The sequence below is a fragment of the Gemmatimonadota bacterium genome (assembly GCA_016713785.1).
In the GTDB taxonomy this organism is placed as follows: domain Bacteria; phylum Gemmatimonadota; class Gemmatimonadetes; order Gemmatimonadales; family GWC2-71-9; genus JADJOM01.
The window spans coordinates 2,051,780-2,074,988 of the sequence record JADJOM010000003.1 but is presented as its reverse complement, the minus strand read 5'-3'; the positions used below and the strand labels follow the sequence as shown (position 1 = coordinate 2,074,988).

Annotated in this window: 17 protein-coding genes; 5 read left to right on the top strand and 12 right to left on the bottom strand. The window is 73.9% G+C overall.

Going from position 1 to position 23,209, the window contains the following annotated elements; genetic code table 11:
- Window positions 1-41: 41 nt before the first annotated feature.
- The 12 genes from IPJ95_17395 to dacB all read right to left on the bottom strand — a co-directional run bounded on the left by IPJ95_17395 (window position 42) and on the right by dacB (window position 12,683).
- The gene (locus tag IPJ95_17395; protein ID MBK7925377.1) at window positions 42-1,322 is read right to left on the bottom strand and encodes a 4Fe-4S dicluster domain-containing protein; all 1,281 of its coding nucleotides are present in this window, start codon (window positions 1,320-1,322) and stop codon (window positions 42-44) included.
- Complete coding sequence (locus tag IPJ95_17390; protein ID MBK7925376.1) at window positions 1,319-2,533, bottom strand: FAD-binding oxidoreductase; 1,215 nt, start codon at window positions 2,531-2,533, stop codon at window positions 1,319-1,321. Before IPJ95_17390 ends, IPJ95_17395 begins: the two co-directional genes overlap by 4 nt.
- Window positions 2,530-3,960 carry an FAD-binding protein gene (locus tag IPJ95_17385; protein ID MBK7925375.1) on the bottom strand — a complete coding sequence of 477 codons (1,431 nt, stop codon included), beginning with the start codon at window positions 3,958-3,960 and terminating at the stop codon, window positions 2,530-2,532. Before IPJ95_17385 ends, IPJ95_17390 begins: the two co-directional genes overlap by 4 nt.
- Window positions 3,960-4,613: an LON peptidase substrate-binding domain-containing protein gene (locus IPJ95_17380; GenBank protein ID MBK7925374.1), complete on the bottom strand. Its 654-nt coding sequence runs from the start codon at window positions 4,611-4,613 to the stop codon at window positions 3,960-3,962. Before IPJ95_17380 ends, IPJ95_17385 begins: the two co-directional genes overlap by 1 nt.
- Window positions 4,614-4,723: 110 nt before the next feature.
- Window positions 4,724-5,617, bottom strand: coding sequence for an RNA polymerase sigma factor RpoD/SigA (locus tag IPJ95_17375; protein MBK7925373.1), 894 nt, complete (start codon window positions 5,615-5,617; stop codon window positions 4,724-4,726).
- A 288-nt stretch (window positions 5,618-5,905) separates the two neighbouring features.
- Complete coding sequence (aroB, locus tag IPJ95_17370; GenBank protein MBK7925372.1) at window positions 5,906-7,039, bottom strand: 3-dehydroquinate synthase; 1,134 nt, start codon at window positions 7,037-7,039, stop codon at window positions 5,906-5,908.
- On the bottom strand, window positions 7,039-7,584 hold the full coding sequence (locus IPJ95_17365; protein MBK7925371.1) for a cob(I)yrinic acid a,c-diamide adenosyltransferase: 546 nt from the start codon (window positions 7,582-7,584) through the stop codon (window positions 7,039-7,041). Before IPJ95_17365 ends, aroB begins: the two co-directional genes overlap by 1 nt.
- Entirely contained in the window at window positions 7,581-8,126 is a 546-nt protein-coding gene (locus tag IPJ95_17360) for a GNAT family N-acetyltransferase (protein ID MBK7925370.1), read from the bottom strand. Before IPJ95_17360 ends, IPJ95_17365 begins: the two co-directional genes overlap by 4 nt.
- Window positions 8,127-8,168: 42 nt before the next feature.
- The gene (locus tag IPJ95_17355) at window positions 8,169-9,275 is read right to left on the bottom strand and encodes a hypothetical protein (protein MBK7925369.1); all 1,107 of its coding nucleotides are present in this window, start codon (window positions 9,273-9,275) and stop codon (window positions 8,169-8,171) included.
- Entirely contained in the window at window positions 9,275-10,654 is a 1,380-nt protein-coding gene (locus tag IPJ95_17350) for an FAD-dependent oxidoreductase (GenBank protein MBK7925368.1), read from the bottom strand. Before IPJ95_17350 ends, IPJ95_17355 begins: the two co-directional genes overlap by 1 nt.
- A 51-nt stretch (window positions 10,655-10,705) precedes the next feature.
- A complete protein-coding gene (locus tag IPJ95_17345; protein ID MBK7925367.1) occupies window positions 10,706-11,182 on the bottom strand; it encodes a histidine phosphatase family protein in 477 nt (158 codons plus the stop codon).
- Between the two features lie 4 nt (window positions 11,183-11,186).
- Window positions 11,187-12,683, bottom strand: a complete 1,497-nt coding sequence (gene dacB / locus IPJ95_17340) for a D-alanyl-D-alanine carboxypeptidase/D-alanyl-D-alanine-endopeptidase (protein ID MBK7925366.1) — start codon at window positions 12,681-12,683, stop codon at window positions 11,187-11,189.
- A gap of 206 nt (window positions 12,684-12,889) precedes the next feature.
- Between dacB and IPJ95_17335 the strand changes: the two genes are divergently transcribed.
- Genes IPJ95_17335 through IPJ95_17315 form a run of 5 tightly spaced genes read left to right on the top strand, consistent with a single transcriptional unit; the run spans window position 12,890 to window position 23,199 of the window.
- Window positions 12,890-14,980: a BamA/TamA family outer membrane protein gene (locus IPJ95_17335; protein MBK7925365.1), complete on the top strand. Its 2,091-nt coding sequence runs from the start codon at window positions 12,890-12,892 to the stop codon at window positions 14,978-14,980.
- Entirely contained in the window at window positions 14,980-19,404 is a 4,425-nt protein-coding gene (locus tag IPJ95_17330; GenBank protein ID MBK7925364.1) for a translocation/assembly module TamB domain-containing protein, read from the top strand. The genes IPJ95_17335 and IPJ95_17330 overlap by 1 nt, the downstream gene beginning before the upstream one ends.
- Window positions 19,405-19,407: 3 nt before the next feature.
- Window positions 19,408-20,313: a diacylglycerol kinase family lipid kinase gene (locus IPJ95_17325; protein ID MBK7925363.1), complete on the top strand. Its 906-nt coding sequence runs from the start codon at window positions 19,408-19,410 to the stop codon at window positions 20,311-20,313.
- A complete protein-coding gene (locus IPJ95_17320) occupies window positions 20,310-21,860 on the top strand; it encodes a GAF domain-containing protein (GenBank protein ID MBK7925362.1) in 1,551 nt (516 codons plus the stop codon). Before IPJ95_17325 ends, IPJ95_17320 begins: the two co-directional genes overlap by 4 nt.
- Complete coding sequence (locus tag IPJ95_17315; GenBank protein MBK7925361.1) at window positions 21,853-23,199, top strand: sigma-54-dependent Fis family transcriptional regulator; 1,347 nt, start codon at window positions 21,853-21,855, stop codon at window positions 23,197-23,199. Before IPJ95_17320 ends, IPJ95_17315 begins: the two co-directional genes overlap by 8 nt.
- Window positions 23,200-23,209 lie beyond the last annotated feature (10 nt).

Here is a 23,209-nt window from a genome sequence, read left to right as displayed (position 1 = left end):
GAGAATGGGAGAACGATCGGCGCGGATACCGCCTTACCGCCTTACCGCCTTACCGCCTTACCGCCCTCATACACCCCCCCCGCCGCGTACGACCAGTCCAGCAACTCCACCGGGTGTGCCACCCGGATGGGGAGCCCGGCGGCCGCGAGCCCGCCGCCGATCTGCATCAGGCAGCCCGGGTTGCCGGTGACGACGAACGCGGGGCGGGGCATCGCGGCGGCGATGCCCTCCACCTTGGCCTGCAGCACCATCTGCGACATTGCCGGTTCGAGGAGGGAGTAGATCCCCGCGCTGCCGCAGCAGCGGTCGTGGCCCGGCAGCAGCGCCAGCCGGAGGTCCGGGATGGCGCGGAGCAGCGCCAGCACCGGCTCATGCACCCGCTGGGCGTGCTGCAGGTGGCAGGGCGCGTCGTAGGCCACGTCGAGCGCGAGGGCGCCACCAGGGCGGGGGCCGCGCTCGGCGAGGAGTTCGCTCACGTCGCGGACCCGGGCCGCGAACGCCGCCGCCGCGGCGTCGCCGAGGAGGTGGCCGTAATCCTTGAGCAGCGCGCCGCAGCCGGCACTGTTGACCACGATGATGTCGGCTTCCGCGCCGAAGGCCGCGAGGTTGCGTCGCGCCAGCGCGCGGGCGGATTCGGGATCGCCGGCATGGTCGTGCAGGGCCCCGCAGCAGACCTGGCCCGGCGCCTCCCGCACGGTGTAGCCGTTGGCCTCGAGGGTGCGCCGGGTGGCCGCGTGCACGTGGTCGAAGAGCGCGTCCATCACGCAGCCGCGGAAGAGCGCTACCGTCGGCCCGGGAGCGGCCGCCCCACCCACGACCGGGCGGGCCGCGCCGCGCCGGGCCGGCGCGGTCGCCGCGAGCATGGCCAAGCCGAACCGCCGGTCCGAGGCCAGCAGGCTGGCCACCCCGGCCTCGCGCAGCAGCCGCGCGGCGCCGAAGATGGCCCGCCAGGCCCAGGTCCGGGCAAAGACCGCGAGCACCAGGCGCGCCAGCGGCCGGAAGCCCCGCTCCCGCGCCAGCAGGGTCCGCGCCGCTTCGAGGCCGCGGCCATAGCCCACGCCCGCCGGGCAGACCGGCTCGCAGCCACGACAGCCCAGGCAGGCGTCGAGATGCTGCAGCATCGCCTGGTCGGTGGGCGCGATCTCCCCCCGCTCCAGCGCGCGCATGAGGACGATGCGGCCCCGCGGGCTGTCGGCCTCGTCGCCAGTGGCCAGGTAGGTGGGGCAGGCCGGCAGGCAGAACCCGCAGTGCACGCACGGGTCGAGCGCGGCGAACGGTGAGGCGGCGGGCGTCGGTGGCCCGCCGGTGGCGCCGGCGCTCACTCCGGCGCGCCCTCGAGCGCTACCGCGATGACGCCCTTGGGGTCGAAGGTCTCCCGCAGCCGCCCCACCAGCATCCCGACGCCCTCGCGGTAGGCGCCGAAGTGCCCCACGGCGCGGCGGACCTCCCATGGGGCCCGCTCGAGCGTGACCGGGATCTCCCGCTGCGCGGCCCGGTGACGCAGGGCGCGGAGGCTGGCCACGTCGGCCTGGCCCGCCCAGCGGAGCTGGCCGCTGCCGAGCCCGGTGGCCAGCAGTCCCTCGCCCAGCTCCGCGATGATCAGGTCCATGGTGTCGTCGAGGGTGTCCACCAGGGCGCCGAAGCGGACCGAGACCGCGCCCTCGAGCGGCGCCCGCGCCACCAGCGTCCACAGGGCCAGGGCCCGTTCCGCGGGCAGCGCCTCCCAGCGCGCCCCGCCGCTGGCCGTGAGCCGCGCGGCCTCGGCCGCCACGCCCGCGGCGGTGCCGGTGAGCCGCGCGGCGAGGGTCCACTCCGCCGTGGCGGCGAGGGCGGGCGTGACGAGCTCGAGGGCGGAGCAGCCGAGTCCCTCGTGCAGCAGGACGCGCCCGGCATCGAAGAGCGCCTCGCGCGGGCCCTGCGCCACCAGCGTCAGGTCGGCGGCGGGCAGGGCCCGCACCCGGAGGTTGATCCCGGTCAGCACGCCGAAGGCGCCGAAGCCGCCGACGTGCAGCTTGGTGAGGTCGTAGCCCGCGACGTTCTTGACCACCCGTCCGCCGGCCTCCACCAGGCGGCCATCACCGGTGACCACGGTGCTGCCGAGCACATGGTCGCGCACCGGGCCGAAGCCGTGGCGCAGCGGGCCCGCGGTGCCGGTGACCACCACGGAGCCGATGCTGCGGTCGCTGCGGCCCGGCGGGTCCAGCGCGAGCCACAGGCCCTGCGCCGCGAGCGTGGCGCGGAGCACATCGAGCGGCACCCCCGCCTCCACGCGGCAGACGAGGTCCTCCGGGCTCACCTGGACGATGCGGGTGAGTCCCCGGGTGCTCAGCGCGAGGTCGGCCGGGGCGTCGGGCGCAAGCCAGCTGCCGCGGCCCTCCAGCCGCATCCGCCAGCCCTCGTCCTGCGCCGCCTGGCACACCAGCGCCAGCGCGTCGTCGCTTTCGGGCACGGCGCGGGGCAGGCCGCGCGGATCGCGCTCCACCCCCTCCGGGCCCAGCAGGCGGGTCAGCCGCTGCCACACGGCGTCGGTCATGCCACGCCTCCCCGCCGCCATTCGCGGCAGACATGCACGGGAAACACCTTGCCGGGATTGGCGCGCCGGTCCGGGTCGAAGGCGCGGCGCACTTCGCACATCACGTCGAGCGCCGCGGGCCCGAAGGCCCGGGGCATGTAGGCCATCTTGTCGCTGCCCACGCCGTGCTCGCCGGTGATGCTGCCGCCGGCCGCCAGGCACGCCTCCATGATCTCCCGGCTGGCGGCGTCCACCCGCTCGGCCTGGACCGGGTCGCGCCGGTCGAAGCTGATGCAGGGATGCAGATTGCCGTCGCCGGCGTGGAAGACGTTGCTGATCTGCAGGCCGTGGCGATCGCGGATGGCGGCGATCTGGTCGAGGATGGCCGGCAGCACCGAGCGGGGCACCACCGCGTCCTGCACCGCGAGGTCGGGGGCGATGCGGCCGAGGGCCCCGAACGCCTTCTTGCGGCCCTGCCACAGCCGGGCCCGGTCGGCGGGCCGGGTGGCCACCTGCACCTCGCGCGCGCCGTGGGCCCGGAGCAGGCGCTCCACGATGGCGCCCTCCGCGCCCGCCGCCGCCGGGCTGCCATCCACCTCCACCAGCAGCACCGCGGCCGCGTCGGTCCGGGCGCCGGTGGCGTAGATCGACGCCTCGACCGCCCGGATGCAGGACTGGTCCATCATCTCGAGCGCCGCCGGGACGATGCCCGAGGCGATGATGGCGCTGACCGCCTCGCTCGCGGCGCGCAGGGCCAGGAAGTCGGCAAAGATGGTCCGGACCTCCTGCGGCACCGGCTCGAGCCGGACGGTCACCGCCACGGCCACCCCGAACATCCCCTCGCTGCCGATGAAGAGCCCCACGAGGTCGGGGCCCCACGGCTCCCCCTGCGGCGAGCCGAGGGTGGTGGCGCTGCCGTCGGGGAGAATCACCTCGAGCGCCACCACGTGGTTGGTGGTGACGCCGTACTTGAGGCAGTGCGGTCCGCCCGCGTTCTCGGCGACGTTGCCGCCGATGGTGCAGGCGCTCTGGCTGGAGGGGTCGGGGACGTAGTGCAGGCCGTAGGGCGCGGCGGCCTCGGAGAGGCGGGTGTTGATCACCCCCGGCTCCACCACCGCGCGGCGCTCCGCGGGGTGGAGGGACAGGATGCGATTCATCCTGGTGAGGGTGACCAGCACGGCGCGCGGATCGGCGAGGGCGCCGCCCGAGAGGCCGGTCCCCGCGCCCCGCGCCACGAACGGAACCTGCAGCAGGTGCAGCAGGCGCAGCACCCGGGCCACCTCGTCGCGGGAGCCGGGCAGCACCACCAGGCCGGGGAGCGACTCGTGGGTGGGCAGGCCGTCGGCGGCGTAGGTGGCCAGCTCGGCGGGCCGGTGCCGCACCCATCGCGGCCCCACGATGCCGCCCAGTGCCTCGATCAGGCCCCGCTCGGCGCCCGGGCGTTCCATCAGCCGGTCACGATGTCGTGGCCGTGGTGGCCCTTGCCGTTGCTGCGGGCGCGCACGTGCACCTCTGCCCGGCCCTCGATGGCGTGCAGCCGCGCCGGCAGCAGCGCCAGCAGCGCGCGCACCCGGTCCCGGGTGCTCCGCTCCGCGAGCAGCGGGCCCCGCACCACGGGGTCGGCCTCGAGCAGGGCCGCCGCCTGGAACGAGAACGCCTCGGCATCCTCCGCCCATGCCGCCGGCTCGGGCGCCGCGTCGCTCAGCACGCCGAGCAGGGTGCGCAGCTGCCCCGCCAGCCCCTCGAGTTCGGCACGCTCCGCGGGGAGCGGGGCGCTCTCGGCCCGATCGCGGTAGGGTTCGACCGCCGCGATGAGGTAGGGCGTGCCCTCGTCGAGCAGCGCCCGGATGCCGAAGCGCCCCTCGCCCAGCACCACGATGTTCGAGCGGCCGTCGGGCATCGGGTCGGCGCCGCGGATGCGGGTGGTGGTGCCGAGCGCCCCGGGCCGGGGGGGCAGGGTGGCGGTGATGCCGAAGCGCTGGTCGCCCGCGAGGCAGTCGGCCAGGAGCTGGCGGTAGCGGGGCTCGAAGATGTGCAGCGGGACAAGCTCGCCGGGAAATACCACCAGGTCGAGCGGGAACAGCGGGAGGCGGGCGGGCATGCCGGGAATCTACGGGGATGGGTCGAACCGCGAAAAGGGAAACGGCCACGGGGAGGCGCGCCTGGCGCCTCCCCGTGGCCTGTCCGGTGCCGCGGGCCGGACCGCGGCCGCTAGGCGGCCACCCAGAACCCCTTGAGCCCCTTCACGTCGGGCGACTCGCGCAGCTTCTCGAAGGCGCGCTCGCGGATCTGGCGGATGCGCTCGCGGGTGACCCCGAGCAGCTCGCCGATCTTCTCCAGCGTGAGCGCCTCGCTGCCCTCCTCGAGGCCGTAGTAGAGGTACAGGATCTTGCGCTCGCGGGGCGTGAGGTAGCGGGTGAAGATGCGGTCGATGAACTCGCGCATCAGCCGGGCGTCGGTGCGCTCCTCGATGTCGCCGCCCTCGGTCCCGGCAAAGCGCTCGCCCATGGTGCCGCTGGTCTTGTCGCCCCGCTCCACCGGCGCGTCGAGCGAGAGCTCCGCGGAGGTCATGCGGCGGGCGGAGCGGATGTTCTCGGGGGTGTCGTTGAGGGCGGTGGCGATCTCCTGGTCGGTCGGCTCGCGGCCGAGTTCCTGGGAGAGGAACGTCTCGGCCCGCGACATCTTGATCAGGGCGCTGTTCTGGTTGAGCGGAATGCGCACGCTGCGGGTCTGCTCGGCCAGCGCCTTGAGCACCGCCTGGCGCACCCACCAGACGGCGTACGAGATGAACTTCACGCCGTGCTCGGGGTCGAACTTCCGGACCGCCTTGAGCAGCCCCTCGTTCCCGATCGCCACCAGCTCGGAGAGGTCGAGGCCGTGGCCCTGGTACTTCTTCACGTACGAGATCACGAAGCGGAGGTTGGCCGTCACCAGGCGTTCGGCCGCTTTTTCATCGCCCTTCTGGGCGAGCCGGGCCAGCCGCTTCTCCTCGGCCGGGTCGGTGATCATGGGGAGCTTCTGGATGTCCTGCAGGTACTGATCAAAGGCACCGGTGGCCACGGGACGAAAGAAGGCCTTGGACCGGCTGGAGTGCGGCGACGGCATGACGGCTCCGCGTGGAGAACGACCCGCAGGTTGTCGCTGGCTGGGCGCGGCCTGGGGTGGCCGCTTGAGAAGGTGTGCGAATATAGGACGCGCCAAAAAACCGGTCAAGAAGAAAATTCTTTCCACATCACAAATCGTTTGTTTGCTTCCCGTTGCGGCGTTTGTCCACCTCCCGGGCAGCTCCACGGTCACCTACCTGCAGGAAGGCTGCAGGTAAGCTATTGTCTAATATGTTGTTAGCTGTATTGCTCAGGTGGAGCCCCGGCAGGAGGTGCCGGGGAATCGGGCTCAGGCGAGCCCGGCAACCGCCGCCGCCAGATGGTCTTCCGTGACCGGCACCGTCCAGTGGCCGTCGCCCGGGTGCATCGCCCCCAGGCCGGTGGCCAGCGCCAGCCGCACCTGCCCCTCGCGGTTCTTCTTGTCGTGGATCATCGCCTCGAGCACGCGGGGCACCGCCACGCCGCTCCCGCTGCGCGTGGGGAGCCCCAGCGCGCGCAGCACGCCCAGCACCCGCTCCGCCAGGCCGACAGGCGCCAGCCCGAGCCGCTCCGCGATCCGGCACTCCCCGATCAGGCCCAGGGCCACGGCCTCGCCGTGGGGCAGGCGGTAGTGGGCCGCCAGCTCCAGCCCGTGCGCGATCGTGTGCCCGGCGTTGAGGATCGCCCGCTGGCCGCCCTCCCGCTCATCGGCGCTCACCACCGCCGCCTTGATCTCCACGCTGCGGTGCACCAGGTGGGTCAGCGCGTCGAGGTCCCGGGCCAGGAGCCGGCGGGCGTTGGCCTCGATCCACGCGAAGTACGCCGCGTCCGCGATCAGCCCGTGCTTCACCGCCTCGGCCATCCCCGCCTTGTACACCCGGTCCGGCAGGGAGAGCAGGGTCAGCGGGTCGGCCACCACGATGGCAGGGGGATGAAACGCCCCGATCAGGTTCTTGCCGAGCGAGGTGTCCACCCCGACCTTGCCGCCCACCGACGCGTCGAGCATGGCGAGCAGGGTGGTCGGGACCTGGGCGTACGGTACGCCGCGGAGAAACGTGGCGGCGACGAAGCCGGCGAGGTCGCCCACCACGCCCCCGCCCAGCGCCACGATCCCGGCCTGCCGGTCGAGCCCCTGGCCCAGCATCTCGTCCGAGAGCCGGATCCAGGTCTCGCGGGTCTTGCTCTCCTCGCCGGCGGGGAACGAGAGCCGCGCCTCGCAGCGCAGCCGGATGCCGGCGTCGCTGGAGCGGGCGCCGAGGGCCCGGGCCTCGGCGGTCCCGCGGGTCCACTCGTCGTAGTAGCGGCCCACGATGTCGTCAGTGATGAGCACCAGCTTGCGCCGGCCCAGGGCCGCGGTGAGCAGTTCCGGCAGCGAGAGCAGGATCCCCGCCTCGATGTGCACGTCGTACTGGCCGGTGGCGTGCCGGACGGGGACGACGGGCATTACCAGGTCACGTCGCCGGCGCCCTCGCGGTGGTTCGCGAGGCGGGCCAGGGTGAAGAGGAGGTCGGAGAGCCGGTTGAGGTAGATGACGAACAGGTCCGGGATCGTCGCCTCGTGGGAGAGCGTGACCACGTTGCGCTCGGCGCGGCGGCAGACGGTCCGGGCCAGGTGCAGCGCGGCCGCCTTGGGGGTGCCCGCCGGCAGCACGAAGGCGCGCAGTGGCGGCAGCTCGCGCTCGGCCTCATCCATGACCCGCTCGAAGAGCGTCACCCGCGCCTCGGTCAGTTCCGCCTTCTCCAGCGCCTTCTGCACCTTCTCCGGGTCGGGCGTGGCCAGCTGGCCGCCGAGGGCAAAGAGGTCCCGCTGGATGGACTGCAGCAGGTCGTCGAAGAAGTGCACCGGCTGGGTGGCGCGCACCAGGCCCAGGACCGAGTTGAGCTCGTCGACGTCACCGTACGCCTCGACCCGGGCGTGGTCCTTGAACACGCGCCCGCCACCGAAGAGCCCGGTCTCGCCCGCGTCGCCGGTCTTGGTGTAGATGGTCATGGCGTGGCCCCCGGCCGGATCTCGTAGAGCAGCACGTCGTCGATCTCCTCCTCCCAGACCGTCCCCGCCACCCGCATCCCCACCTTCTCCGCCACGCGGCGCGCCGGGACGTTGTCCGGCGGAATGCTCGCGCACACCCGTGCCACGCCGCGCTGGCCCAGGGCCCACCGGACCAGGGCCAGGGTGGCCTCGGTGGCGAGTCCCTGGTGGGTGGCGCCGGGATAGGTGGCGTACCCGATCATCACGCCGCCCTCGGCGTCGGGCGGCCCGCCGAAACCGAGGGCGCCGGTCACCTGCCCGGTGGCGCGGTCGATGGCGAGCCAGGTCCACCATCCCGCGGTGCCGGGATCGGTCCGGAGCCGGTCGCGGACCAGCGGCAGCACGTCTTCCATGAGCGGCGGCGGGCGCAGGGGCCGGGGAAAGCTGCCGCCGGCCAGCTGGTCGGCACGGGCGGCGTCGCCGGCCAGCAGGGCGTCGATGGCGTCGGCGCCGAAGGGGCGAAGCCGCAGCCGCGGGGTCTCGATCTCGAGGGTACTGGGCATCGGGGCCTCAGGGGTGCCGCGCGGCCGCGGCGGCGCGGAGGGTCAGCACGGTCCATCCATGTCGGCGGCGGCCACCACGGTGTTACTGCGGGGTTCGAGGATCACCCACAGCACGCGGCCCGCCTCGACATCCACCTGCTCCATCCAGAGGTAGTCGCGCCCGTAGGCAAAGCCGCTCACCGGGGCCAGCCGCCGCCAGAAGAGCGGCGGGGTGGTGCCGTGGCCGCGCACCAGCCGGTTGCGCCGGTACTCCAGCAGCGTGGGACGGAAGATGACCTGTTGCCACGCGCCTGTCGCGTCCCAGGCCATGACGATCGCCGCCAGGACCTCGGTGCCCTGGGCGGTCCGGCGCCGCTCCCGCAGGGAGACCGCGTAGCGGATGCGGCCGTCGTCCAGCCGGAAGGGCTGCAGGTCGGCGGCGTCGTCGTCTTCCAGCCCGTTGAGCGCGAGTGGCGCGGCCGGGGCCGGGGTGAGCGGCAGGTCGCGCGCCGTGGCGCGGAGCGCCACCAGCGAGTCCATGGCCCGCCGGGTCCAGCCCACAAGGCTGTCCTCGAGGGCCGACGTCGGATCGGGGATCGGGTCGCGCCAGGCGCGATTGAGGGCGGCGTAGTAGTCATCGGGCGCAAAGAACGCCCCCACCACCGGGCCGCGCAGCGAGGGGCCGCGACTCGCCCCGGTCTCGCGGACCACCAGCTCTGCCTGGGCGCCGAGCGGGCCGCAGCTCGGGGCGCGCAGCGTGATGCTCTCCAGCCGCACCGGCGTGTGCCCCTCGGGGGAGCCCACCAGGATGTGCTGCCCGCGGAGCACGGAGTCGCGCGCCGGGTCGAGGGGGATTACCACGCTGCGCTGCGTGGCGAGCCACTCCCAGGTATCGTCGCGGCGCGCGTCGACCGGGCGGTAGCGGCGCGCCAGGGCCCCGATGAGGGCGGTGTCGCTGGAGAGCAGGTGGACCGCGCGGCTGGTGCCTTCGCCCACGAAGCTCCCGGCCACCGCGCCGCTCGGGTCGAGCCGGGCGTCGCTCGCCACGGTGGCTTCGTCGAGCGGGGCGGGGGGACGCTCGGTGCCGAACTCGTTCAGGAAGCCGCCCAGCGCGGCGCAGCCCCCGAGGGCCAGCCCCAGCGCTGCCGCGCCCCACGCCCGCCCGCGCATCAGGCCCGGTCCAGGGCCGCGAGCATCTCGGCCACGCGGGTGAACTTGAGGCGCGGCCGGCCGAGTGCCTTGCCGTGGCCCTGCTCCAGCTGGTCGAGTCGCTGCCAGTCGCTCCACCCGACCACCCGCACCCCGCGCGTCGCGAGGAGGCGCTCGATCCCGGCCCGGCCCGGTTCCGCCGCGGGGTTGAGCCGGCCCGCGGCGGCGTCCTCGAGGAGGAGGTCGGCGCTCTCCACGGCGTCCGGCTTGTTGGTGCCGATCACGCCGCTCGGGCCCCGCTTGATCCAGCCCACCGCGTACTCGCCCGGCGCGCAGGCGCCGTCTGCCGTCAGCACCCGGCCCTGCTGGTTGGGGATCACGCCCCGCTTGCCGTCGAAGGCCACGCCGGGAATGCCGGTGCCATAGTACCCGACCGAGCGGAAGACGAGGCCGGTCTCGAGGGTCTCCCGCTCGCCGGTCGCCTCCGCCTTGATGTCTCCCCCGGGGCTGCTCACCAGGCGGTTGTGCCCGAGCACCATCCGCTGCACCCGGCCGGCGCCCTGCAGTTCCAGCGGCGAGCGCTGGAACCGCAGGTGGATCACCTTGCGCTTCCCGGTGGGGCGGCGGGCCGCGAAGGCGCGCAGGGTCTCGATGTTCCGCTCCAGGCCCTTGTCGTCGCCCCGCGCGAGCACGGCGGCGCTGCCCGGGTCGAGCGCGAGGTCCTCCGGGCGCACCAGGATGTCCGCGTCGGCCATCTCGCCCAGCTCCTTGAGCTCGGGATTGGTGAAGGCGCCCTGCACCGGGCCGCGCCGGCCGATCATGTGGATGTGGCGCACCTGGCTGTGCGTCAGGGCCTCGAGCGCATGGCCGGCGATGTCGGTGCCGTGCAGTTCCGCCGGGGTCCGGGCCAGCACCCGCACCACGTCGACCGCCACGTTCCCCATGCCGATGACCGCCACGCTCTCCTGCGCGAGGTCGAAGACCCGGTCGCGGTAGTCGGGGTGGCCGTTGTACCAGCCCACGAACTCGGTGGCGGCGTGGCTGCCCGGCAGCTCCTCGCCGGGGACGCCGAGGGCGCGATCACTCTGCGCGCCGCAGGCGTAGATCACCGCGTGGTAGTGCCGCAGCAGCTCCTCGCGGGAGAGGTCGGCGCCGATCCGCACGTGCCCGAAGAACCGGAACCCGGGATGCGCGGCGATCTTTTCGTAGACCCGGGTGACCGACTTGATCTTCTGGTGGTCGGGGGCCACGCCGCCGCGGACCAGGCCGAAGGGCGTGGGGAGGCGGTCATACAGGTCGAGCGCCACGCCGGGGAGCTGCTTGAGCAGGTGCTCGGCGGCGTAGAACCCCGAGGGGCCGCTGCCGATGATCGCGACGGAGTACGCGGGTGTGGTGGACATGGCGGGGGAAAATACAGCGCCGTGGCGGGGACGGCGACCGTGCCGCCGCGGCTAGCGGCGCCAGAAGAAGGCGAGGCGTGCGCCACCGGCCTCGAGGCCGCCGCTCTCCAGCCCGAGGACCCCGCTCTTCGGGACATCCACCGCCATGCCGGTCGCATTTCCGGTGAGCAGCAGCGCCGCCAGCTGGCCGAGCCAGGGCTCGTGCCCGACCAGGGCCACGATCGCCTCGGGCGGCTGGGGGCCGAGGGCCCGCGCGAGGGCGCGAAGGTCCGGGGCCGCAGCCAGCGCGGGGCAGGCCACCGGCGCCGGGCACCGGGTGACCTCCGCCGTGAGCAGCGCCGTCTGCCAGGCGCGGAGCCAGGGGCTCGCCAGCAGCAGCGTGGGCGCGACCTTCCGCCGCCGCAGCCGGCGGGCCACCCGCTTGTGCCGCTTCGCGCCCGCGTCGGTCATGGGGCGCAGGGTGTCGTCGGGCCAGCGGGAGGGGTCGTGCTCGCCGGCGTCGGCGTGGCGGATCAGCAGCAGGTGCATGGCATCACCTCCGGGTCACGCCGCGGGCCATCGCGGTCACGATGGCGTCAATCTGGCTGAGCGTGCGCCGGCCTCCCTGCACGTGGTGGTTGGCCTGCACCGAGAAGGTGAACGTGCGGCCGTCGGGCAGCTCGAGGTAGCCCGACAGGGTGTTCACCCGCGAGATGCTGCCGGTCTTGGCCCACACCCGTCCCTCGAGCGGGGTGCCGAGGAACCGGTTCTTGAGGCTTCCGGTGTTGCCCGACTGCGGCAGCCCCGGCGCGAAGCTGGACGCGTAGTGGGGGTGCTGGCGCATGAACCGCAGCAGCCCGGTGAACGCCAGGGGCGCCACGAGGTTGGACGCGGACAGGCCGGAGCCGTCCGCCAGGGCAAAGAGCGTCGAGTCGATCCCCATGGAATCGATCAGGAAGCGGCGTTCCACCGCGAGGCCGCCCGCCCAGCTGCCGCCGCCGCCGAACTGCCGGCCCAGCTGCTTGAGCAGCATGTCGGCGTACCAGTTCTGGCTGGTGTTGAGGATCGGGAAGATCCAGTCGCTGAGGGGCCGGCTGGCGGTCTCGGCCAGCGGCTCGCCCTGGCGGGCCGCGTGGTACTTGAGCGAATCGGCGGTGCTGCGAGTGGTGCCGAGCACGCTGATGCCCGCCTCCTCCAGCGCGCGGCGGAAGGCGCGCGCCGTGAAGAGGCTCGGGTCGGGGAGCGCGAACGACTCGGTCCCGCCGCGGGCGTCGAGCGCCACGGTGCCCTCGGCCCAGAGGTGCAGGGTCCCCGGCTCGCGGTACATCCGGTCACCGATGTCCGTCTCGCCCCCGGCGGCCACGGTGCGGGTACGGTTTTCCAGCGCCACGTCGCCGAAGTCGGGGTCGAGCGTCAGCCGGGCCGGGGCATCCTCGGTGGCGGCGGGGCTCCAGGCGATGTCCACGCTGTTGTCGTTGAAGCCGAGGCCGGCCACCGGCGCGGCATACCACCAGTTGAGGTCGTAGTTGCCCCAGTCGGGGTGGACCAGCTCCCCGTCGAACCAGCTGCCATCGCCGACCAGATCGCCGGCCACCACCCGGACCCCGCGGTCGTGCAGCGCCACGGCCAGGGCGCGGAGCCGGGTGAGCGGATCGCGGTCGCAGACCCCGGCCCGGGTGGTGTCGGTGTGGTAGCAGCGGCGCCCGAAGGTCGGGTCGCCGCGGCCGTAGAGCACCAGGTCGCCGTGGACGGTGCCGCCGTCGAGGGGGCCCGCGGCGTAGACGCTGGTGGGGATGGTCCAGTCGGGGGGAAGCCGCGCGGCGGCGACGGCACTCACCACCAGCTTGGTATTGCTGGCGGGGATGAACAGCTTGTCGGCGTTGCGGCCGTAGACCAGGCGGCCCTTCTCGTCCACCAGGGCCACGCCCCAGAGGTTGCGGTGGAATGGCGGGGTGTCGAGCAGGGAATCCAGCTCACGCACCGCCTTGCGCGACAGCTGCGCGGGGAGGCCTGCCGGGGTCACTAGCCCCAGCAGGAGCAGGGGCAGCAATCCCCGTCCGGCTGACCGCCGCACCCCGCGCCACACCCGCCACCATGTCGAAATCATTCAGTCTCCGGATTGGGGCTGCAACACGCGTTGACACTCCCGTGTAACCCCGCCATCCTACAGCACTTGCAGTGTGTCGTCAATTCGGGGAACCGGGCCGCCGGGAGTGTGGGTCTCTGTCTGATTTTCTGACGCGTCGTGCCGGGGTGATGCTGGCCCTGCTCTTCGGTGGATCCGTCGCCGCGCCGGTCGCGGCGCAGGATACCGTCGTGGTGCGGGGGCTGCACTTCGAAGGCAACCACGCGATCGATGACTATACCCTCGGCGTGGCCATCGGCACCACGAACTCCAGCTGGTTCGCGCGCAGCGCGCTGGTGCGCTGGATCGGGCTGGGCGAGCGGCGGTACTTCGACCCCGTGGAGTTCCGCCGGGACGTCCTGCGACTCACCCTGTTCTACCGGCAGAGCGGCTTCATGGACGTGACCGTGGATACCACGGTCGAGCGGCGCCGGCGCGAGGTGGAGCTGACCTTCCGGATCACCGAGGGCCCGCCGATCGAGGTGCGCGCGATGGCGGTCGAGGGCCTCGATTCCCTGGCCGTCCGGGACGAGGTCCTCGCCGACCTGCCGCTCCGCACCGGCGCGCCGTTCAACCGCTTCCTCTTCCAGGCCACGGCGGACACCATCATCAACCGGCTGCGCAACCGGGGGCATCCGGGCGCGGAGGTGTTCCGCAACTACGAGGTGGACCGGGCGACGCGGACCGCGCGGGTGTCGCTCCTGGTGGTGCCGGGGCCGTTCGCGCGGGTGGGGCCGGTGCGGGTGGAGGGGGGCACCCGGGTGGACTCGACCTTCGTGCGGCAGCTGCTGTCGGTGCGGGAGGGCCAGCCTTTCGCCCAGCAGGACATCTTCCAGAGCCAGCGCAAGCTGTACCAGACGGAGCTGTTCCGGCTGGCCACCGTGACCGTGGATTCGAGCCGCTACGCGGCCGACAGCACGGTGGTGCCGATCACGGTGCAGGTCTCGGAGGGACGGGCGCACCGGCTGCGGAGCAGCGTCGGCTTTGCCACCAACGAGTGCTTCCGCGGCGGGGTGGGGTGGACCGACCGCAACCTGTTCGGCACCGGCCGCCTGTTCGACATCTCGGGCCGGGTGTCCCAGGTGGGGGTGGGCACCCCGTTCGATTTCGGGCTCGAGTCCTCGATCTGCAAGGGCCTCGCGGGCGACACGATCGGCTCCTCGAAGGCCAACTACAACGTCACCGCCCTGGTGCGCCAGCCGCGGTTCTTCACCCCGGACATCACCGGCACGGTGAGCCTCTACGGCGAGCGCCGCAGCGAGTTCACGATCTACCGCCGCGAGGAGGTGGGCGTGAGCCTCCTGCTGCAGCGCGAGACCGTGCGGCGGGTGCCGATCGCGCTCTCGTACCGCCTGTCCTTCGGCGGGACCACCGCCAGCGCCGCCACCTTCTGCGCCTTCTTCAACGCCTGCAGTCCGGAGGACGCCACCCGCCTGCAGGAAGAGCGGCTGCTCGGCGTGGTCACCGCGGGGGTCAGCTGGCCCCGGCAGAACAACCCGCTCGACCCGAGCCGCGGCCACCTGATCAGCTTCGACGTGAGCCACAGCTCCCCGATCACCGGCTCCGCGCGCTTCCAGACCTTCACCCGCGTCACCGGCGACGCCGCGTGGTACCGCCCCCTCGGCACCGGCGGGGCGGTGCTCTCCTGGCACCTGCGCGGCGGGCTGATCTTTGCGCCGACGGTGTCCATCGACAGCGCCAGCGGCAGCTTCATCCCGCCCGAGCAGCGCTTCTATGCCGGCGGCCCCAATGACGTCCGCGGCTTCGACCGCAACGCGCTCGGGCCGGTGGTCTACGTGCTGGCGCGCGACACCATCACGCCCGAGCGGCAGGACTCGCTCGACCGCGGCACCCTGCGGCCCCGCTACAGCGCCACCGGCGGCAACTCGCTCGGCGTGGCCCAGCTGGAGCTGCGCTGGCCCGCGCCGGTGTGGAGCTCGCGCCTGCGGCTGGCGCTGTTCGTGGATGCCGGCACCCTGTACCAGCGCGGGGAACGCGGGCTCTCCCCGTTCCAGGTCCGCGTGACCCCCGGCGCCGGGCTCCGGCTCAGCACCCCCCTCGGGCCGGCGCGCTTCGACGTGGCCTACAACGGCTACGACCAGCCGTCCGGCGCGCTCTACCTGCAGAAGAGCGACGGCACGCTCAGCCGGGAGCCGAACGACTTCGTGCAGCGGCGCCGGAGCCGCCTGACCTACCATTTCAGCTTCGGGCAGGCGTTCTGATGCGCCGCCACCTGCGGCGCTTCCCCGCCGCGCTGCTCCTGGCGCTGGCGCCCACGGTGCTCGGCACCCTCACCGCGCTGCTCTATACCGAGGCGGGGCACCGCACCCTCGGGCGGGTGGCCAGCCAGGAGCTCACCCGGATGTTCCGGGGGCGCTTCACGGTGGGCCGCGTCTCCGGCTCGTTCCTCTCCACCATCGAGCTGGAGCGGGTGGCCATCCAGGACACCCTGGGCGAGCCGTTCGCCACCGTCGACCGGATGGCGGTGCGCTACCGGCTCGCGGACCTCCTCGCGGGGCGCATCGTCTTCGCCGGGGCGGAGCTCGACCATCCCGACGTGCGGATCGTGAAGCGGCAGAACGGGCGGCTCAACCACCAGGAGATCTTCCGCCTCGGGGAGGGGCCCGGGGGCGGGGCCTCCCCACTGGTGGAGGTGCGCGATCTGCGCATCCGCGGCGGGCGCATCGAGCTGCGGCTCCCGTGGCATCCCCCGGACACCGCGCGCACCGCGGCCCTGGTGGCCGAGGCGCTGGCCCGCGACCGCGCCCGTCCCGGGCGGGTGGTGCTCGCCACGCCGGACGGGCTCCGCCGCGTGGTGGTGCTCGACTCCCTGCACGCGCGGCTGCCGCGCCTGGTCATCAGCACCCCCGACCACGCCCCGCTCACCTTCGACGTCGACAGCCTGCGCACCCGGGTGAGCGACCCGGCGGTGGCCGTTGTCGACCTCGCCGCGCACGCCTGGACGCACGGCGACAGCCTGGCCTTCACCGCGCACCGGGCCGCGCTGGCCCACAGCCGCCTGAGCGGCGGCGGCATCCTCACCTGGCCACGCGGTCCGGTCCTCTACGACTTCACCCTCACCGCGGACACCCTCGACCTCGCGGACCTGCGCTGGATCTCCCCCGACTTCCCCGCGCTCACCGGCCGGACGGTGGTCACCGCGCGCTCCCGCTCCGACCAGCTCACCGCCTACACCCTGCAGGGGCTCGACCTGCGCGGTGCGCCGGGCCGGCTGACGGGCACCGTGACTGCGCTGGTGGACCAGCGGCGCGGGCTCGGGGTGGAGGCGATGACGCTCGACCTCGAGGGCCTCGACCTCGACGTGCCGCGGCCCTATCTGGATACCCTGCCCCTCCACGGCGTGCTCGATGGCCGCCTGGTCGGCGCCGGCTTCCGCGACGGCCTGGACCTCACCATGGACCTCGCCTTCCGCGATGACAGCGTCCCCGGCGCGCCGGTCACGCTCCTGGCCGGCGGGGGCCACCTGGTGCTGGGCGGCCCGACGGGGACGCTGTTCGACAGCCTCGAGCTGGTGCACGCCGATGTGGACCTGGGCACGGTGCGGCGGCTGGCGCCCGCGGTGGAGCTCCGCGGCCGGGTGCAGCTGGCGGGCGTGCTGCGCGGGCCGTGGCGCGCGGTCACGTACGAGGGCCAGTTCGCCCACCGCGACGGCGACCTGCCGGAGAGCCGCGGCGCCCTGCAGGCCCTGCTCGACACCCGGCAGGACACCGTCCACTTCGACGCGCTGTTCGACGCCGCGCCGCTCGTCTTCGACGGGATCCGCCCCGGGTATCCCGCGATCCCGGTGCAGGGCGCGGTGGAAGGGCCGATCGCGGTGCGCGGCACCACCGACCGGTTCTTCACCCGGCTCGACGTCACCGGCGACCTCGGCCGCCTGGCGCTGGAGGGCACCATCGGCCGCGCGCCGGGACGGATCGTGGCCGAGAGCCTCACGGCGCGCTTCACGGGGCTCGACCTGGCCCGCCTCCGCGGCACCGGGCCCGCCACCCGGCTGACCGGCGCCCTGCGCGCGGATGGCGCGCTCGACAGCCTGGCCGGTCCCTCCGGCAGCCTGGCGCTGGACCTGGGCCGGACGCGGCTGGGGCGCTTCACCCTCGACACGGTGCACACGCTGGCGCGCGCGGTCGACGGCGTGGTCCTCGTCGATACCCTCGAGGCGGGGTGGCGCGCCGGCGGCCTCGCCGCGAGCGGGCGCCTGGCCTGGCAGGGCGAGGAGGCGGGCCGCGTCACCGGGCGGTTCACCGCCGACAGCCTCGCCGCCTTCGCCCCGTTCCTCTCGGGCCTGACCGTCCCGGGCGAAGACTCCACCGCCGCCGCCGATTCCCTCGACGGCAGCGTCACCGGCGAGGTGCAGCTCTCCGGCACCGGGCGCGAGCCGCGGTTGCTGCTGCAGGCCCGCGGCACCGCCCTGGGCTGGCGCGGCGTCCGGGTGCCCGCCGCCGCCGCCGCCCTCGGATGGCGCGGCGTGGCGCGCCCGGAGGTCGGCGGTGGACTCCGGGCGGACTCGGTGGTGGTGGGGCGCTGGCGGCTGGAGGACCTCGACCTGGTGGTCGGGGGCTACCAGGACTCGCTCCGCTGGGGTGGGCAGGGCCGCCTCGCCGGGCTGGCCACGGTGGGCGCCGCCGGCAGCTTCCGCGCCCCCGCCGACTCGCAGGTGATCGTGGTCGACTCCCTGGCCGCCGACCTGCCGCACCACGACTGGGCGCTCACCGGCCCCGCCACGGTGGTGCTGGCCGGCGGGCGCGTGGCCCTCGCGGGCGTGACCCTGGCCGCCAGCGACGGCTCCGGCGCGTTCTCCGTGCAGGGCACGGTGCCCCGCGCCGCCCCGGGCGAGCTCGCCATCAGCGCCACCGGCGTGGACCTGCGCGACGTCTACGCGCTGCTCGAGCGCGACACCGCCGGCATCGCGGGCGCGGTGCAGCTCGACGTCGCCGTCGGCGGCACCGCGCGATCCCCCACGCTGCAGGGCACCGGGTCGCTCGCCGACCTGTCGGTGGGGGAGCTCGGCTCGCCGTTCGTGCAGGGGATCATCAACTACGCCGACCGCCGGCTCGACGCGAACCTCCTGCTGTGGCGCACCGGCGAGCCGGTGCTGCGCCTCGAGGCCGAGCTGCCGCTGGATCTCGCCCTGCAGGCCGTGCCGCGCCGGCAGGTGGAGGGACCGCTCCGGGTGCGCGCGATCGCCGACAGCACCGACCTGGGCGTGGTCGAGGCGTTCACCCGCAACCTGCGCCGGGTGCGCGGCACCCTCCGCGCCGATGTGGCCGTCGAGGGGAGCTGGGATGCCCCGCGCCTGGCCGGCCGCCTGGCCATCGAGGCCGCCTCCGCCCAGGTGCCGGGACTCGGGGTCCGCTACACCGGGGTCCATGCCGCCGCGCACCTCGTGGGCGACTCCATCGTGGTCGACTCGCTGCTCGCCCGCAGTGGCGAGGGGACGCTGCGGGCGGGCGGGACGGTCCGCCTGGCGCGCCTCACCCGGCCCGTGCTCGGCCTGACCCTGCGGGCCCGCCGCTTCCGCACCATCGACGTGCGGCGCTTCCTCACCCTCGATGCCAGCGGTGCCGTGGAGCTGACCGGCCCCGTCTTCGGCGCGCACCTGACCGGCCGGGTGACGGCCGACGCCGGCAACCTGCACTTCGCCGACCTCATCACCAAGCGGATCGTGGACCTCGAGAATCCCGGCGACAGCGGGCTCATCGACCTCGACCTGGTCCGTACCGAGCGGCTGGGCGCCAACTTCCAGAGCCGGTTCCTCGATTCGCTCGCCATCGACACCCTGCAGGTCCAGATGGGCGAGAGCTTCTGGCTCCGCTCCAACGAGGCCAACATCCAGCTGGACGGCAGCCTCGGCGTCAGCAAGGTGCGCGACCGCTACCGCTACGACGGCTCGCTCACCGCGCTGCGGGGGAGCTACACCCTGCGTATCGGGGGCATCGTGGCCCGCGAGTTCACCGTGGAGCGCGGCACCGTGCGCTACTTCGGGACGCCGGACCTCAACGCCGGGCTCGACATCGAGGCGCGCCACACGGTCATCGCCGCCGAGACCAGCGAGGAGATCCCCGTGATCGCGCGGATCACCGGGACCATGCTGCAGCCCAGGCTGGAACTCTCGAGCCCCCCCACCTCGAACCGTCCGGCGCTCTCCCAGACGGAACTGGTGAGCTACCTGATGTTCAACCGGCCCACCTTCAGCCTGCAGGGGCAGGCGGGGCAGGGGAGCCAGTACGCCGCGGTCGAGACCGGGCTCTCCTACCTCTCGAGCGCGCTCTCCAGCGAGATCCAGCGGACCCTGATCAGCGACCTCGGTGTCCCCATCGACTACATCGACATCCGCGCCGGCGGCGCCGGCGCGGCGGGCCTCGGCGGGCAGACCGGCGCGGCCCAGGTGGCGCAGGTCGCGGCCGGTTGGCAGATCGGGCGCCGCTGGTTCGTCACGGTGGTGGCCGACCTCTGCACCAACGCGCGGCGGTTCTATCCCAACGCCGAGTTCCGGGTGTCCCGGCAGCTCCGGCTCAAGACCAGCGTGGAACCGGCCTACTCCTGCCAGGTGGCGCTCAACCAGCCGACGCTGTCGGTCAACAAGTACCAGGTGGGCTTCGATGTGCTCTGGGACCGGGAGTACTGACGCGTGACCCGCGCCCTCGTCATCACCAACCCGGCCGCCGCCCGGACCGAGGAGGTCTCGGTCCAGGCGGTGGTGCAGACGCTGCAGCGCGGCGGCTGGGACGTGGTGCTGCGCGCCACCGGCGGCGCCGGGGACGCCCGGCGCTTCGCCGCGGAGGCGGTGCGCGACCGCTTCGACGTCGTCGGCGTCTTCGGGGGCGATGGCACCACCATGCAGGCCGCAGCCGCGCTGGTGGGGACCCCCGTGGCGCTGGGCGTCATTCCCGGCGGCACCGGCAACCTCCTGGCCGGCAACCTGCGCATCCCCACCCACCCCGTCCGCGCCGCGCGGGCCCTGCTCCAGGGCACGGTCTGCCCCCTCGACCTCGGGCGCATGGAGCGGGACGATGGCACCCACTACTTCGCGGTGGCCTGCGGCGCGGGCTACGACGCCCGGGTGATGGCCGAGACCACCACCCTCGACAAGCATCGCTGGCGCCTCGCCGCCTACGTGGCCACCACCCTGCGGCTGATGCCGGAGCTGCGCAGCGCCCACCACCTGATCACCGTCGACGGCGTGGAGTACGAGGCGCAGGCCGCGCTGGTGCTGGTGGCCAACTGCGGCGAGGTGATCCCGCCCTTCATCAAGCTGCGCCGCGGCATCGCCCCCGACGACGGGCTGCTCGACGTGGTGGTGGTCCGCGCCGAGAACTTCACCGAGAGCATGCAGGTGGTCTGGGAGCTGCTCCGTGGCCAGGCCGATGCCGGTACCCACCCGGCCCGGGTGGCGTACGCCCAGGGCCGCGTGGTCCGGGTGGAGACCGTGCCGGTGGAACCGGTGCAGCTCGACGGCGAGTCCCACGGCGCCACGCCGTTCGTGGCCGAAGTCGTGCCCGGCGCCATCCGGGTGATCCGGCCGCCGGCCCCATGATCCCCGCCGCCTACCTCGCCGCGCTGAGCCGGGTGGCCCGCGTCCTCGCCAACACCGAGGATGTCGGCGAGACCATCGCCGCGGTGGCCGCCGAGGGTCGCCGGGTCTTCGGCGCCGAGCGGGCCAGCGTCTTCCTGCTGCGCGAGGACGGCGAGGTCCTGCCGGTGGCGTCGGAGGGGCTCTCGGACGAGTACCTGGCGGCCGTCGCCACCCATTTCCGGCAGATGGCGGCGTGGCAGTCGGTGCTGCGCGGCGAGGCGTTCTTCACCACCGACGCCCGGACGCTCACCGCGAGCCCGGTGCACGCGGAGGTGCTGGCGGAGGGCTTCGCGGGGCTGGCGGCGCTCCCCCTGGCGTACGGCGGCCGGGTGATCGGCTGGCTCGGCTTCTACCACGACGCGCCGCGGGCGTACGGTGAGGCCGACCGGCTGCTGGCCAGCGCCTTCGCGGACCAGGCGGCGCTGGCCATCGGCCGCGGCCGCCTGCTCGCCACCGTCACCCGGGTCAAGCAGGAGTGGCAGGCGGCCTTCGACGGCCTGGGCAGCGGGCTGGCGCTGGTCGACCGCCACGGCCGGATCGAGCGCGCCAACCGCTACATCGCCGACCTGGCCGGCGTGGAGCTGACGGCCCTCCGCGGCCTGCCGCTCGCCTCGCTGTTCGCCGCCTGGCCCGCCGACGGGGCCGAGCTCGCCACCCTGGCGCAGGCCGGTGGGCACCGCGTGAGCTGCTACCTCGACGGGCCCGGCGGCCGGCACCTGGCCATCATGGCCTCACCCCGCGCCGGCGGCGGGTTCGTGGTCGGGGTCACCGACGTCACCGACGAGCTCGAGCTGCGCCAGCGGCTCACCCAGACCGAGAAGCTCGCCGCCCTTGGCACCCTGGTCTCCGGCACCGCCCACGAGCTCAACAACCCCCTCGCGGGCATCAGCGCCATGGCCCAGGCGCTGCTCATCGAGGCGGAGGGCGAGGAGCTGGTGCAGGGGCTCCAGACCATCCGCCGCGAGGCGATGCGCGCCGCGCGGATCGTCAACGACCTGCTCGCCTTCGCGCGGCTGCGTCCGCTGGAGCGCCGCGACACGCAGCTCAACCAGATCGTGCGCGAGACCTTCGCGGCCACCCCCTCGCTCTCCAGTGACGGCGCGGTGTGGATCCTGGGCCTCGACCCCACCCTCCCCGCCGTGAGCGGCGACCCCGACCAGGTGCGCCAGGTGATCACCAACCTGCTCATCAACGCGGCGCAGGCCATGGCCGAGGCCCCGCGGCGCGAGGCCCACGTGCGCACCGCGTGGGACGCCGACTCCGTGAGCTTCGAGGTGCTCGACAGCGGGCCCGGCGTCCCGGCCGACGCCATGCCGCGCGTCTTCGAGCCGTTCTTCACCACCAAGGGGCACGGTGAGGGCACCGGCCTCGGCCTGTCGATTTCCCACGGCATCATCCGCGCCCACGGCGGCGAGATCGCCGGCGAGAATCGCCCCGAGGGGGGCGCCCGCTTCGGCTTCCGCCTCCCGCGCGTCCCGACCCGCCTTCCGAGGACCAGCCATGCCTGATTCCGTCCTGCTCATCGATGATGACGTCGGCGTGCTCCGCGCCGTCGGGACCGTGTTCGAGCGCGCCGGCTACGAGGTAGCCCGCGAACTCGATGCCGAGAGCGGCCTCGCCGCCTACGACCGGCTCCGGCCCGAGGTGGTGGTGCTCGACCTGCACCTGCCCGGCATGGACGGGCTCGAGGCGCTGCGCCGCTTCCGCGAGCGCAACGCCTCGGTCATCCTGCTGACCGGCCATGGCGACGTCGCCACGGCCGTGCAGGCCATGCAGCTGGGGGCCGAGAACTTCCTGGCCAAGCCCATGGACGTCGAGCACCTGCTCGCCGCCGTGGCCCGCGTGGCCGACAAGGTCCGGCTCCGCCGCCTCAACGAGCTGCTCCTGCTCCGCGCCCAGCCCGGCGAGGGCCTGGAGGCCCTCGGTGATTCTCCCGCCATGCGGGAGTTCTCCCGCCAGGTGGGGCTGGTCGCGCTCTCGGAACGCACCCCCGTGCTGCTCATCGGGGAGAGCGGGGTCGGCAAGCACTGGCTGGCGCAGATGATCCACCAGCTCTCCCCGCGGGCGCAGGCGCCCTTCGTGGACGTCACCGCCTTCGGGAAGCCGGCGGCCGACCTCGATGCCGAGCTCTTCGGCACCGAGTCGGCGTCGGAGAAGGAGGGCCGCGAGCGCCGCCCCGGGCTGCTCGAGACCGCGGCCGGCGGCACGCTCTATTTTGACGAGATCACGGACGTCGCCTCCGAGCTGCAGCCCAAGCTCCTCCGCCTGCTCGAGACCCGCACCTTCCGCCGGGTGGGCGGCACCCGCGAGCTGGCCACCGACGTCCGGCTGATCGTGGCCAGCGCGGCCCCGCTCGAAGCCGCGGTCGAGGCCGGCCGGTTCCGCGAGGACCTGGCCTACCGGCTGAGCGTCATGCCCCTGCACATCCCGCCGCTCCGCGAGCGGGAGCGCGACGACCGGCTGGCGCTGCTGCTGGCCCTCATGAACGAACAGCAGCGGGTCATCACCGGCGCCCCCGCCGCCCTGGCCCCCGACGCCCTGGAGCGCTTGCTGAATCACGTCTGGCCGGGCAACGTCCGGGAGATGCGCAACGTGCTGGAGCGGGCGCTGATCCTCGGCCGGGGCCAGCCGGTCATCGGCCTGGAGCACCTGCCGGGCGAATTCCGCAACCGCCCCGGTCCCGGCGACCGCCGCCACACCCCGATGACCCTGGACGAGCTGGAACGGGCCCACATCGAGCGCACCCTCAAGCACCACGGCGGCAACCGGACCCGCGCCGCCCAGGAGCTCGGGATCTCGCGCGCCACGCTGATCAACAAGATCAAGCGGTACGCCATCGCCGGCTGATGGCCACGGA